We start from the raw sequence: 12756 nt of genomic DNA on the forward strand, positions 1-12756 counted from the left end.
ATGACCCAACGCAACCTCACTTTCGGCCTGATGCTGCATGGCGCCGGCGGCCACATGAATGCGTGGAAACATCCTGCCGGTCCCGCAGACGCGAGCGTCAACATCGATTTCATCACCGGCATCGCGCAGAAGGCCGAAGCCAACGGCGTGGCATTCGTGTTCGTCGCGGATGGCCTTTACATCAACGAGAAGTCGATCCCGCATTTCCTGAACCGCTTCGAGCCGATCTCGATCCTGTCCGCGCTTGCGTCGGCGACATCGAAGATCGGCCTGGCCGGCACGTTGTCGACGTCGTACAGCCATCCGTTCACGGTGGCCCGCCAGTTCGCGTCGCTCGACCTGATCAGCGGCGGGCGCGCCGGGTGGAACGTCGTCACTTCGCCGCTCGAGGGATCGGCAAGGAACTACGGCGGCGAACATCCGGATCATGCGCGGCGTTACGAGATCGCCGATGAATATCTGGAGGCGGTGCAGGGCCTGTGGGACAGCTGGGACGACGATGCCTTCGTGCGCGACCGCGCGAGCGGCCGCTTCTTCGACCGCGACAAGCTGCACACGCTGAACCACAAGGGCCGTTTCTTCGAGGTGGCCGGGCCGCTCAACATCCAGCGTTCGCCACAGGGGCAGCCGGTGATTTTCCAGGCGGGATCGTCGGATGACGGTATCGCGCTGGCCGGCAAGTATGCCGATGCCGTGTTCACCCACGCGCCGTCGCTGGACGAGACGCGCGCGTTTGCCGAGCGCGTGCGCGAGAGCGCGGTGGCGCATGGCCGCGCGCGCGCCGACGTGAAGATTTTTCCCGGCATCGGACCGATCGTCGGTGCGACGCGCGAGGAAGCCGAGGCGAAGTACCGGGCGATTCGCGATCTGCTCACGATCGACGAGGCGCTGGCCTATCTCGGCCGCTTCTTCGAGCATCACGACTTTTCGCAGTATCCGCTCGACGCGCCGTTTCCGGAGCTGGGCGAGCTTGGCAGGAACAGTTTCCGTTCCACCACCGATCGCATCAAGGACGAGGCCCGTCGAAACGGCTCGACGCTCCGGGAAGTGGCGCTCGACGTGGCGACGCCGAAGCCCGGGTTCATCGGCACCGGCGAGCAGGTCGCGGACGAGCTGATCCGCTGGTTCGACGCGGGCGCGGCCGACGGCTTCATCCTCGGCTTCCAGGTGCAGACGGAAGGACTCGAGGATTTCGTCCGCTACGTGATTCCCGCACTCGAGGCGCGGGGCCGCTACCACCGCGCGTTACCGGGCGCCACGCTGCGGGACCATCTCGGTTTGCCGCGCCGCGCGAGCCGCCACGCGACCGCAGAGACGGCGTGACCGATCGACATGACATGCGCAAAGGCAGCGTGATGAACGATATTTCCAGGATCGCCGGTCATGCGCCCTTCGTGGCCGAAGGTGTGTCATCGGCGGCACCCGACTACGCGCAATACCGGGTCGTTCCCGCCAGGAATCCGGCACGGACGGCCGGAACCGTCGCGGCGATCGTGCTGATCGCCACCGTGCTCTATTCGGTGCTCGACAACCCGCACTGGGGCTGGAACGTCTTTGCGCAGTGGTTCTTCTCCGAGGCCGTGCTCGCGGGGCTCGGGCAGACGCTGCTGTTGACGGCGCTCGGTGCGGTGCTCGGCTTCGCGCTGGCCATTCCGCTCGCGCTGGCGCGACTTTCGCGTTCGCCGCTGTTGTCCTCGTGCGCGTGGGCATACATCTGGCTGTTCCGTTCGATTCCGACCATCGTCCTGCTGCTGTTGCTGAACAATCTCGGCTATCTGTACGACACGGTCAGGCTCGCGATTCCGTTCACGAATATCGTATTGCTGCATGGCCCGACCACGGATCTGATTACCCCCTTCATGGCGGCGATCCTGGGGCTTACGCTGACCCAGGCCGCGTTCGCGGCGGAAGCGATCCGCGGCGGCATCCTGTCGGTCGACCAGGGGCAACGCGAGGCCGCGGCGGCGCTCGGTCTGCCGCGCGCGCGGCAGACCTGGCGCATCATGCTGCCTCAGGCGATGCGCGCGATCCTGCCGGCCGCGTTCAACGATGTGATCGGCCTGGCGAAGGGGACGGCGGTCGTCTATATCCTCGCGATGCCGGATCTCTTCTACACGGTCCAGATCATCTACCACCGCAACCTGGAAGTGATTCCGATGCTGATGGTCGCGACCGTCTGGTATCTGGTCATTCTGACCGGGTTGTCGGCAATCCAGGTGCATATCGAGCGCCACTATGCTCGCGGTGCGACGCGCGACCAGGTGGCCGTATCGCGCACGGCCGTGCTGCTGCGCAAAGGCCGTCGTTCGGTCGAGGCGCTGCTTTCCCGGGCCTCGGCGGCGGGCAAGCGGCCCGACGATGTCGCGACGCCGGACACCGAGACGAGCGGGTGGGCGAAGCAGCGCGTCGGGGCGGCCGTCGGCATTCATCGCATATCGAAGCGCTTCGGGGCGCAGAAGGTACTCGACGACGTTTCGCTGACCATCCCGTCCGGGAGCGTGACGGTCATTCTCGGACAGTCGGGTTCCGGCAAATCGACGCTGTTGCGCACCATCAATCACCTCGAGCGCGTGGACGCGGGCTTCATCGACATCGATGGCGAACTGGTCGGCTATCGCCGTGACGGGCGCACGCTCTACGAACTCAAGGAACAGGACATCCTGCGCCGCCGCGCCGAGGTCGGCATGGTGTTCCAGAGCTTCAACCTGTTCCCGCATTTGACCGTGCTCGAGAACCTCGTCGAGGCGCCGGTGGCGGCAGGGCTGCCGCGCGCCCGCGCAGAAGCGGAAGCACGTACGCTGCTCGCCCGCGTGGGCCTGGCCGGCAAGGCCGATGCCTGGCCGCGCCAGCTGTCCGGCGGGCAGCAGCAGCGCGTGGCGATCGCACGCGCACTCGCGCTCAAGCCCAAGGTGTTGCTGTTCGACGAGCCGACTTCCGCGCTCGACCCGGAGCTCGTCAACGAAGTGCTCGACGTGATTCGGCAGCTCGCCCGTTCCGGAACCACGCTGATCGTCGTCACGCACGAGATCGGTTTTGCGCGGGAAGTGGCCGACACGATCGTTTTCATGGATGGCGGGCGCGTCGTGGAGTCGGGGCCGCCGTCGGCGGTGCTGACGGCTCCTTCGCATCCGCGTACGCGCGAATTCCTGTCCAGGGTGCTGTCGTAGCCATGTGCCGTTTCCCCGGCTCGCGGCCGGCACGACATGGCATGGGCACCGTGGCAAATGACGAAGGATGGAAAAGGTGAGCAACGGACGAATTGATCACATTGCATTTCTCACGCCGGGGAATTATCCCGACGAGGCGGCAGCGTCGGGATTCGAGCGGACGCTGGAACTGTTTCGCGTCGGCGAGACGCTCGGTTACGACAGTGCGTGGGTACGGCAGCGTCATCTCGAGCGCGCCGTGTCCTCGGCCGCCACGTTTCTCGCGGCGGCGAGCCAGCGGACGACCCGGATCGGACTCGGCGCGGCGGTGATCCAGATGGGCTACGAGAATCCTTTCCGGCTGGCCGAGGATCTGGCGACCGTGGACGTGCTGTCGAACGGGCGGCTCAACGTCGGGCTCAGCGCGGGCGCACCGAATCACGGCGCGCTGCTGGGCGAGCGGCTGTTCGATACCGATCCCGACCTGGTCGACTTCTCGCATGCGCGCGTGGCGCGCCTGCGCCGCAATCTCGCCGGCGACTGGCTCGGCGACGACGACACGTTCGTGGAATCGGCCGCCGGCCGGGTGCGGCCGCGGGTGAGCCCGTATGCGCCGGGTTTGACGGACCGGCTCTGGTATGGCGGGGGTTCCAGGCGCTCGATCGAATGGGCCGCCAGAAACGGCTTCAACTTGCTGATCGGCAATCTGACCACGGGCGAGGGAACCGACAGCTATGTCGATGCCCAGCTCCGGCAACTCGAGCTGTACCGCCGTCACTGGAGCGAAACCGCTGCACCGCGTATCGCGCTGGGCCGTGTGATCGTGCCGACCGACAGTGCGAATGCGCGGGAGCGTGAACGCTATCGGGCGTTTGCCGATGCGCGCCATGCCCGCACGCTGGCGCCGCAGGGCGAACGGCGCACGCTCTTCGCCCCGGATCTCGTCGGCACCTCGGACGAGATCGTGGAGCGGCTGCTTGCCGATCCCGTGGTAGGGCAAGTGCGGGAACTGCGCCTCGAATTGCCTTACGACCTGCCGTTCGAGAACTACCGGCAGATTCTCGAGGATTTCGTCGCGCATATCGCGCCGGCACTCGGCTGGCGTCCGGCCGACCGGCGAGAGCCGGTCGCGGCCTGACCGGATCGATACGGCATGCGTGAGACGGCGTGCGCGACTGAACCCGGCGATGGACCGGATGCGGCCACGCGGACCGTGGCCGTCCCGCCGGCACGCCCGCGGACGGTCGAGCGCCGGCGAATCGCGTGCGCGGCCGCCCGTGCGCGGGCCCGCCGAGGTAAAGGCGGCGCCGGACACCCGACCTTATTGGCTTTGGATTGAACATGACTAGCGCCACTCAACCCCGACTCGCGGCAATCGGCCGTCCGCGCCAGTTCGGCAAAAAGCGGGCCCATCCGGTCCGTCGCTTCGGCGGCATCGCGATTGCCATCGGCCTGCATCTCGTCCTGATATGGGCGCTGGTGAACGGCCTGGCGACCCGGGTCGTTCAGATCGTCCAGCAACCGATCGAGACCCGCATCATCGTCCCGGTGAAACCGCCGCCCCCGCCCCCGCCGCCGAAGCCGGTCGATAAGGTCGTGTCGAAGCCGCGGGTTGCGCCGCCGCCTCCGCCGTTCGTGCCGCCGCCCGAGGTGCACGTGCAGGCGCCGCCGCCGCCGACCATGACGCACCAGGATGCGCCGGCGCCGAGCGCACCCGTGCACGAGGCGCCCCCCGCGCCGGTGCCGGCGCCGGTTGCGCGGCCGGTGAACCAGGAGATCGGTGTCGTCTGCCCGAATTCGGACGAAGTCCGCGCGTCGATCGTCTATCCGCCGGAGGCGCAGGACAACGACATCACGGGCGATGTGACGGTCGAATTTACGGTGGACCCGGACGGGCACGTCACGAACCTGCGGCTCGCGCAGCCGGCCGATCCGGTGCTCAATCGCGCGGCGCTCAATGCGGTCAAGCGCTTTCGCTGCATCGCGCAGGGGCAGCCCGTGCGGGTGCGGGTGCCGTTTTCCTTCAATCTGAATTGACGCAGGCCACGGCAGGCCGTTCGATCTGACCAGCTTTACGAATCGAAACACGGGATGGAGTCCTTATGAAAAAGCGCTTTCGCGCCGCACTCGCGGCAAGTCTGATGATCACCGCCGGCATCGGCGGCACGCTGGCCGCACCGCAAGCCGTGCTTGCACAGGAAGGCGCGGCATCGGCGCCGGGCCCGGCGGCATCCGGCACCGCATTGACCGCGGCGGCACCGGCTGCCGCAAGTGCCGCCGATCGGGCGGTGCCGCCGCCCGAGCCCGCGACGTCGGCAACCGTCGAGAACCCGTACGGCCTCGGTGCCCTGTGGGCAAACGGCGACTTCGTGGCCCGCTTCGTCCTCGGGCTGCTCGTGGTCATGTCGCTCGGCAGCTGGTACATCATGATCACCAAGTTCCTCGAGCAGGTGCGGGCAAACAGCCGCGCGAAATCGGCCGACGAGCAGGTCTGGAATGCGCCGACGCTGGCCGAGGGCGCGGCCCAGCTCGATGATGCGTCGCCGTTCCGTTTCATCGCGGAGAACGCGATCGAGGCCGGGGAGCATCACGACACGGCGCTGCTCGATTCGGTCGACCGCAATACCTGGATCGACCTGAACATCGAGCGCTCGATCACCAACGTGTCGAACCGGCTGCAGGACGGCCTGGCCTTTCTGGGCACGGTGGGGTCCACGGCGCCGTTCGTCGGTCTGTTCGGCACGGTGTGGGGCATCTATCACGCGCTGACGGCCATCGGCATCGCCGGCCAGGCATCGATCGACAAGGTCGCCGGCCCGGTGGGCGAGGCGCTGATCATGACCGCGATCGGCCTTGCGGTGGCCGTGCCGGCCGTGCTCGGCTACAACTTCCTCGTGCGCCGGAACAAGTCCGTGATGGAGCGCGTGCGCGACTTCGGCGCACAACTGCATACGGTATTGCTCGCGGGCGGCCGGCGTGCGGCCGGCAGCATCGCGACGTCTGCGGCGCAGTCGCCGCAGGCGCTGGCGGTTCAGTCGTGAGCGGGGGCTGTCATGGCGATCAGTGTCGGCGGTGACGACAACGACGAGGTCATCTCGGCGATCAACACGACGCCGCTCGTGGACGTGATGCTGGTGTTGCTGATCATCTTCCTGATCACGATTCCGGTCGTGACCCATACGATCCAGGTGCAGTTGCCGAAGGAGCGGATCCAGCCGCTGCAGACCCAGCCGAAAAGCATCGAGCTCGCGGTGAACCGGCAGGGCGACATCTTCTGGGGCACCGAGCACGTGGATCTGCAGACGCTCGTGGCGCGGCTGAAGGACGTATCCGCGCAGACGCCGCAGCCGGACGTGCATGTGCGCGGCGATCAGGCCACGCCGTATCAGTACATCGGCAAGCTCGTGACGGCATGCGAGCGGGCAGGGATCGGCAAGGTTGCCTTCATTACGGAGCCGCCCGCGCGGGGCGGCTAGGGAGTTCGAACGATGGGTATGAACGTAGGTTCCGGCGCAGGCAGGGACGAGCCGGACGTGATGGTGGACATCAACACCACGCCGCTGATCGACGTCATGCTGGTGCTGCTGATCATGTTGATCATCACCATCCCGATCCAGATGCATTCGGTGAAGATGAATCTGCCGGTGGGCAATCCGCCGGCGCCGCCGCATCCGCCTCAGGTCGTGCAGATCGACATCGGCGCGGACGGCTCGGTCAACTGGAACGGTGCGGCCGTGCGCGGCGGGGCGGCGCTGGACGCGAAGTTTCGCGAGGTGGCGGCCGAGGCCGACCAGGACGAGATCCGGTTGCGCCCGGACAAGGCGGCGCCTTACCGGGCGGTGGCCGAAGTGCTGGCCTCGGCCCAGCGCGAAGGGGCGACGAAGATCGGGCTGATCGGCAACGAGCAGTTCATGCAGTGAGTCGTGCGCGGGCCCTGACGATCGCTTCACCGTCGGGGCCGGACGGCCGCGCGTCAATCGCGGGGCGATCGATGGTTCCCTACACCGCGGAACCCATGATGGCGGTGCGAAAAGCGCGGCATTCCTCCCGTCAACATCAGTACAACCAAAGACAATGCGATCATGAGCGAAACGCAGGCAGTGCGGCAGAACGCGCGTCCCCGGCAGATTCATCTCGGCGCGACGATTCACGGGCCCGGCGGGCATTACGCGGGATGGCGACACCCCGACGCGGTGATCGACGCAAGCATCAACCCGGACTTCGCGAAGAACGTGGCCCGCCAGGCCGAGGCAGGCAAGTTCGATTTCGTATTCGTGGCGGACGGTCTGCATATCAACGCGAAGTCGATTCCGCACTTCCTGAACCGCTTCGAGCCGCTCACGCTGCTGTCCGCGCTGTCGGCCGTCACGGAACGGGTGGGGCTGGTGGGGACCTTGTCGACGTCCTACAGCGAGCCGTTCACGGTTGCCCGGCAGTTCGCGAGCCTGGATCACCTGAGCCGGGGGCGTGCGGCCTGGAATGTCGTGACGTCGCCGCTCGAGGGTTCCGCCCGGAATTTTTCGCGCACCGAGCATCCCGAGCATGACGAACGTTACCGGATCGCCGACGAATATCTCGCGGTCACGAAGGGGCTCTGGGATTCATGGGAGGAGGATGCGTTCGTGCGCGACCGTGCGAGCGGGGTGTTCTTCGATCCGGCCAAGCTTCATCCGCTCAATCACAAGGGCAAGTATTTCTCGGTCGAGGGGCCGCTGAACGTGGGGCGTACGCCGCAGGCCCGGCCCATCCTGTTTCAGGCCGGCGCGTCCGAGGCGGGCAAGCAACTTGCCGCCAGGCATGCGGATGCCGTGTTCACCCATCACGATACGCTGGCGCAAGCGCGCGAATTCTATGCCGATCTCAAGCGCCAGGTGATCGGGCAGGGGAGGCATCCGGACGATCTGAAGATATTCCAGGGGATCGGCGTGATCGTGGGCAATTCGGCCGAGGAGGCGGAACGGCAATACCAGGAGAGCCTCGAGTTGATTACGATCGACAGCGCGCTCGACCATCTCGGCCGGTTTTTCGAGCATCACGATTTCGGCCAGTATCCGCTCGACGAGCCGTTTCCGGAGATCGGCGACCTCGGCAGCAACAGTTTTCGCAGCGGGACGGACGAGATCAAGCGCAATGCACGCGAACGCGGACTGACGTTGCGCCAGGTCGCGCTCGAATCGGCTGCACCGCGCCCGCGTTTCATCGGTACGCCGGAGCGTATCGCGGACGGCTTGCAGGAATGGTTCGAGGCCGACGCGGCGGACGGTTTCATCGTCGGCGGCGGTACGCCTGCGGCGTTCACCGACTTCGTCGAACAGGTGGTGCCGATCCTTCGGGAACGCGGTCTGTTTCGTGCCGAGTACCAGGGTACGACCTTGCGCGACCATCTCGGCGTTGGGTATCCGCCGAATCGCTACGCCGCGGCGTAAGCCCGCCGGGGACGCGCTCGCCGGCGGGATGGCGCGAGCCGGCGCTGTGCCGGATCGTCGGGGCGCGTGCGGCGCCTCGCGCTGTCCGTGCTCGCTGGCGAAGCGATCCTGCTGCTGAAATCGACCGTCTTTGCGTCGACCGTCACGGTGTTCGGCGCGCCGTTGCCGGATCGTCGGGGCGGTGACGCGTTGCGGCAACTGACGGCATCGAAGCGACGCGTCGTTCGGCGGCTGCCGAGAACTTGCCGACTTCCAGCGCTCGCCGGAAGAGGTATCGTCACGTCCACTTTTTAGTGCTTGCGCGGGACGACGGAAATTCTTCATTCGGGGGCAGAGCGGAAAGGCCCGCGGGCATTGGCTTGTGGCACAGTCGCAATGCAAACTTAAACGAAATGTGACCCCTTGCCTCCGCAAAATTCCGCACAATGGCGACAGCGCGGCATTGCCGCCGCGACTCGCCCCCGGCAGGCCGGCCTTCCGGCCCGAAAGGGGCGGCCGGAGCGACCCTTCCGCCACCGAGACCCGACCGACGCACCGCCCCCGACCGCCATGGACCACCCCAAACGCATCCTGATCGTCGAAGACGACGCCGATATCGCCGACGTGCTGAGCCTGCACCTGCGCGACGAGCGCTACGAGGTCGTGCACAGCGCGGACGGCACGCAAGGCCTGCGCCTGCTCGAACAGGGCAACTGGGACGCGCTGATCCTCGACCTGATGCTGCCGGGCGTCGACGGCCTGGAGATTTGCCGCCGCGCCCGCGCGATGGCGCGCTACACGCCGATCATCATCACGAGCGCGCGGTCGAGCGAAGTCCACCGGATCCTCGGCCTCGAACTCGGCGCCGACGACTATCTGGCGAAACCGTTCTCGGTGCTCGAACTCGTCGCGCGAGTGAAGGCGCTGCTGCGCCGCGTCGATGCGCTGGCGCGCGATTCGCGGATCGACGCGGGCACGCTCGACCTCGCGGGGCTGTCGATCGACCCGATCGCGCGGGAAGCGACCGTCGACGGCACGCGCATCGACCTCACGCCGCGCGAGTTCGACCTGCTGTATTTCTTCGCGCGGCATCCCGGCAAGGTGTTCTCGCGGATGGATCTGCTCAACGCGGTGTGGGGCTACCGGCACGAAGGCTACGAGCACACGGTCAACACGCACATCAACCGGCTGCGCGCGAAGATCGAGGCCGATCCGGCCGAACCCGTGCGCATCCTCACGGTGTGGGGGCGCGGTTACAAGCTCGCCGCGCCGGACCAGCGGGACGCATGATGAAACTCACGCTCACCCAGCGGCTGTCGCTCGTGTTCTCGGTGCTGCTGCTCGCCTGCTCGGGCGCGTCGGCATGGCTGCAGATCCGCGCGAACGACATGCGCGAAAAGGAAGTCGTGCAGGGCCTGTCGCGCGATCTCGCCGCGCACATCGCGAACAGCACGCCGCTGATGGACGCGAACGGATTGCGCCCGGATGCCGTGCGCACGCTGTTCGGCCAGTTGATGGGCGTGAACCCGAGCGTCGAGGTGTACCTGCTCGACAACGCGGGGCGCATCGAGGGCGACGACGCGCCGCCGGGCCACGTGAAGCGCGAGCGCGTCGATCTCGCGCCGGTGCAGCGTTTCATCGCGGGCGATCCGCTGCCGATCCTCGGCGACGATCCGCGCAGCCCGGACGCGCGCAAGGTGTTCAGCGCCGCGCCGTTGCAGCGCGCGGGGCAGCCGCCGTCCGGCTATATCTACGTGGTGCTGCTCGGCGAGGCGCACGACCGGCTGGCCGCGCGCGTCGACGCCGGCAACGTGCTGCGCACGACGCTGTGGTCGATGGCGCTCGTCGCGCTGCTGGGCCTCATCGCGGGCCTGACGGCGTTCAGCTTCATCACGCGTCCGCTGCGCCGGCTGACCGATGCGATGCGCCGTTTCGATGCGGACGGCGCGCCCGACACGCAGCCGCCGGTGCCGCGCTCGCCGCCGGGCCGGCGCGGCGACGACATCGCGGTGCTCGAATCGGCATTCGCGCAGATGGCCGACCGGATCGGCGATCAATGGCGCGCGCTGACGCGCCAGGACCAGCAGCGGCGCGAACTGATCGCGAACATCTCGCACGACCTGCGCACGCCGCTCACGTCGCTGCACGGCTATCTGGAAACGCTGTCGCTGAAGGCCGAGACGCTGGCCGAGCCGGAGCGTCGCCGCTACCTGTCGATCGCGCTCGCGCAGAGCGCGAAGGTCGGCCGGCTCGCGCAGGCGCTGTTCGAGCTCGCGCGGCTCGAGTCGGGCGGCGTGCAGGCGGAGCGCGAGCCGTTCTCGCTCGTCGATCTGGTGCAGGACGTGTTCCAGAAGTTCGAGCTGGCCGCGCAGGCGCGCGGCGTCGCGCTGCATGCGCGCATCCCGCCGCGCGTGCCGCCGGTGTCGGCCGATCTCGGCATGATCGAGCGCGTGCTGACCAACCTGCTCGACAACGCGTTGCGCCACACGCCGCAGCACGGCGAAGTCGAAGTCTCGCTGGCGCCGCAGGACGATCGCGTGGTGGTGACGGTGTCGGATACGGGAGAGGGGATTCCGCTCGCGCGGCGCGAAGGGCTGTTCCAGCGGCCGCAGCGGCCGATGAGCGGCGGCGCGGCGACGAGCGGCGGCCTCGGGCTGCTGATCGTGCACCGGATGCTGGTGCTCAACGGCAGCGGCATCCGGCTCGTCGATCGCGCCGGACGCGGCGCGGTGTTCGAGTTTGCGCTGGCGGTCGCGCACCCCGCGGCGGGCGATGCGCGCTGAAATCAGCGGTGGCGCACTCGCGTGCTAAGGGCACCTTCCCCTGTTTTGGAAAATTCTTTCGTGGGGCCAGCGCAAGCCCGTTATTAGCGTGAACAGGCCCTTACCCGCCGCGCTTGCGCCGCACGCCGCTCGGGGTCGTGCCGGTCCAGCGCTTGAACGCGTGGCGGAACCCGACCGCATCGCTGAAGCCGAGCGTCAGCGCGATGTCCTCGGTGCTGAGCGTGGTGGTCGTCAGATAGTCGATCGCGAGCGCCTTGCGCACGCTCGTCAGCAACGCGCTGTACGACGTGCCTTCTGCATCGAGCTTGCGGCGCAGCGTGCGCGACGTCATGCACAGGGTGTCGGCGATCGCGTCGATGTCCGGAAACTGCCCGGGCGTGCGCGTGAGTTCCTGATACACGCGCCGCGTGAGCCCGGCCTGGCTGCGCAATTCGTCGAGCAGGCGCGCGCAGTGCGACGACACCTGCGCGGCGGTGATCGGGTTCGCGAGCTGCGGCGCACGTGCGAGCCACGCGGCCGGATAGCTGAGCACGTGGTGCGGCTGGTCGTAGGCGATCGGGCATTCGAGCGCATCGGCGAGCTGCGCCGCGTGCGCCGGCCGCGGCTGCGCGAACTGCGCGCGCGCCGGCACGCACCACGCGCCCATCACGTCCTTGATGATCGTCACGTGCAGCGCGAACTGCATGTCGATCAGGAAGCGGTAGAGCGGCAGGGCCGGCTCGGGCAGCGCGGCTTCGTGCAGATCCGGGAACAGCCACGAGGCGGTGTCGCCCTGTTCGACCCAGCGGATCGCGAGCATGCCGTTCGCGAGCTGGTGATATTTGACGGCGGAGTCGAACGCGTGCGCGAGCGATTCCGAGCACAGCATCGCGTAGCCGTACATGCCGTAGCTCGACGCATGCAGCCGGCGGCCGACGCGCACGCCGAGGTCGGAACCGTCGTAGCGGTCGATCGCGTTGCGCGCGGCGGTCAGGAACTGCAGCGACGACGTGAGCGTAAACGGGTCGGCGATGGCGGCCGGCGACAGGCCGGTGCCGTCGAGCACGGCGCCCGGGTCGAGGCCGAGTTCCCGGGTGACGCCGACGAGCACGGCCAGCTTGGCCGGCGAGAAGCGTTTTTCCCGCGACGCGTGGGCGGGCGGGGTGTCCGGTAGCGGGGCGGCGCCGGCGGCCGTCGGATTCAGGGGCGTACTGCGCGGCATGGCGGATTCTGCGTCCGATTCGATATCGTTGACGGCTCGCAATTCTGCTCGGGAACGCTCCCATGCGCCACAGGGTTCACCCTGATATACGGTCGGCGCCACCCGGTGCGGGCCCGCCAGCAGGCAGGGTCGACCTGCCTGGAACCCGCCGGCCTGCCACGCGAACGGCTCCGCGAGCCGGTTCCACGTGTTGATCTGCGCGACGCTCGGCGTGAGCGTCG

At 67.8% G+C, this 12756-nt stretch carries 11 protein-coding genes; 10 read left to right on the forward strand and 1 reads right to left on the reverse strand.

From position 1 onward, the window contains the following. The 10 genes from BME24068_RS25590 (at window position 1) to BME24068_RS25635 (ending at window position 11334) form a co-directional block, all read left to right on the forward strand. Entirely contained in the window at window positions 1-1323 is a 1323-nt protein-coding gene (locus BME24068_RS25590) for an LLM class flavin-dependent oxidoreductase (RefSeq protein WP_174927785.1), read from the forward strand. A gap of 32 nt (window positions 1324-1355) precedes the next feature. Further along, entirely contained in the window at window positions 1356-3167 is a 1812-nt protein-coding gene (locus tag BME24068_RS35320; RefSeq protein WP_174927810.1) for an amino acid ABC transporter permease/ATP-binding protein, read from the forward strand. A 67-nt stretch (window positions 3168-3234) separates the two neighbouring features. Beyond that, the gene (locus BME24068_RS25600) at window positions 3235-4284 is read left to right on the forward strand and encodes an LLM class flavin-dependent oxidoreductase (RefSeq protein ID WP_239008017.1); all 1050 of its coding nucleotides are present in this window, start codon (window positions 3235-3237) and stop codon (window positions 4282-4284) included. 203 nt (window positions 4285-4487) lie between these two features. Then, a complete protein-coding gene (locus BME24068_RS25605; protein WP_096506007.1) occupies window positions 4488-5183 on the forward strand; it encodes an energy transducer TonB in 696 nt (231 codons plus the stop codon). Window positions 5184-5248: 65 nt separating this feature from the next. Further along, window positions 5249-6187 (forward strand): MotA/TolQ/ExbB proton channel family protein, encoded by a 939-nt coding sequence (locus BME24068_RS25610; RefSeq protein WP_174927786.1) that lies wholly within the window; start codon window positions 5249-5251, stop codon window positions 6185-6187. A gap of 12 nt (window positions 6188-6199) precedes the next feature. Further along, entirely contained in the window at window positions 6200-6622 is a 423-nt protein-coding gene (locus tag BME24068_RS25615) for an ExbD/TolR family protein (RefSeq protein WP_096506011.1), read from the forward strand. A gap of 12 nt (window positions 6623-6634) precedes the next feature. Then, complete coding sequence (locus BME24068_RS25620; protein WP_174927787.1) at window positions 6635-7066, forward strand: ExbD/TolR family protein; 432 nt, start codon at window positions 6635-6637, stop codon at window positions 7064-7066. A 162-nt stretch (window positions 7067-7228) separates the two neighbouring features. Continuing rightward, window positions 7229-8572, forward strand: coding sequence for an LLM class flavin-dependent oxidoreductase (locus tag BME24068_RS25625; RefSeq protein WP_174927788.1), 1344 nt, complete (start codon window positions 7229-7231; stop codon window positions 8570-8572). A gap of 549 nt (window positions 8573-9121) precedes the next feature. Continuing rightward, window positions 9122-9841, forward strand: a complete 720-nt coding sequence (locus BME24068_RS25630) for a response regulator transcription factor (protein ID WP_174927789.1) — start codon at window positions 9122-9124, stop codon at window positions 9839-9841. Then, on the forward strand, window positions 9841-11334 hold the full coding sequence (locus BME24068_RS25635) for a HAMP domain-containing sensor histidine kinase (protein ID WP_174927811.1): 1494 nt from the start codon (window positions 9841-9843) through the stop codon (window positions 11332-11334). The genes BME24068_RS25630 and BME24068_RS25635 overlap by 1 nt, the downstream gene beginning before the upstream one ends. A gap of 100 nt (window positions 11335-11434) precedes the next feature. On the opposite strand, the gene BME24068_RS25640 is transcribed toward BME24068_RS25635, so the two are convergent. Then, window positions 11435-12535 carry an AraC family transcriptional regulator gene (locus BME24068_RS25640; RefSeq protein WP_174927812.1) on the reverse strand — a complete coding sequence of 367 codons (1101 nt, stop codon included), beginning with the start codon at window positions 12533-12535 and terminating at the stop codon, window positions 11435-11437. Window positions 12536-12756 lie beyond the last annotated feature (221 nt).

The sequence above is a fragment of the Burkholderia anthina genome (assembly GCF_902498995.1).
Taxonomy (GTDB): Bacteria; Pseudomonadota; Gammaproteobacteria; order Burkholderiales; family Burkholderiaceae; genus Burkholderia; species Burkholderia anthina.

Bases quoted from the DNA above. Each gene is read 5' to 3' on its own strand.
- BME24068_RS25590 (WP_174927785.1), top strand. From the start codon at position 1: ATGACCCAACGCAACCTCACTTTCGGCCTGATGCTGCATGGCGCCGGC.
- BME24068_RS35320 (WP_174927810.1), top strand. From the start codon at position 1,356: ATGAACGATATTTCCAGGATCGCCGGTCATGCGCCCTTCGTGGCCGAA.
- BME24068_RS25600 (WP_239008017.1), top strand. From the start codon at position 3,235: ATGGAAAAGGTGAGCAACGGACGAATTGATCACATTGCATTTCTCACG.
- BME24068_RS25605 (WP_096506007.1), top strand. From the start codon at position 4,488: ATGACTAGCGCCACTCAACCCCGACTCGCGGCAATCGGCCGTCCGCGC.
- BME24068_RS25610 (WP_174927786.1), top strand. From the start codon at position 5,249: ATGAAAAAGCGCTTTCGCGCCGCACTCGCGGCAAGTCTGATGATCACC.
- BME24068_RS25615 (WP_096506011.1), top strand. From the start codon at position 6,200: ATGGCGATCAGTGTCGGCGGTGACGACAACGACGAGGTCATCTCGGCG.
- BME24068_RS25620 (WP_174927787.1), top strand. From the start codon at position 6,635: ATGGGTATGAACGTAGGTTCCGGCGCAGGCAGGGACGAGCCGGACGTG.
- BME24068_RS25625 (WP_174927788.1), top strand. From the start codon at position 7,229: ATGAGCGAAACGCAGGCAGTGCGGCAGAACGCGCGTCCCCGGCAGATT.
- BME24068_RS25630 (WP_174927789.1), top strand. From the start codon at position 9,122: ATGGACCACCCCAAACGCATCCTGATCGTCGAAGACGACGCCGATATC.
- BME24068_RS25635 (WP_174927811.1), top strand. From the start codon at position 9,841: ATGAAACTCACGCTCACCCAGCGGCTGTCGCTCGTGTTCTCGGTGCTG.
- BME24068_RS25640 (WP_174927812.1), bottom strand. From the start codon at position 12,535: ATGCCGCGCAGTACGCCCCTGAATCCGACGGCCGCCGGCGCCGCCCCG.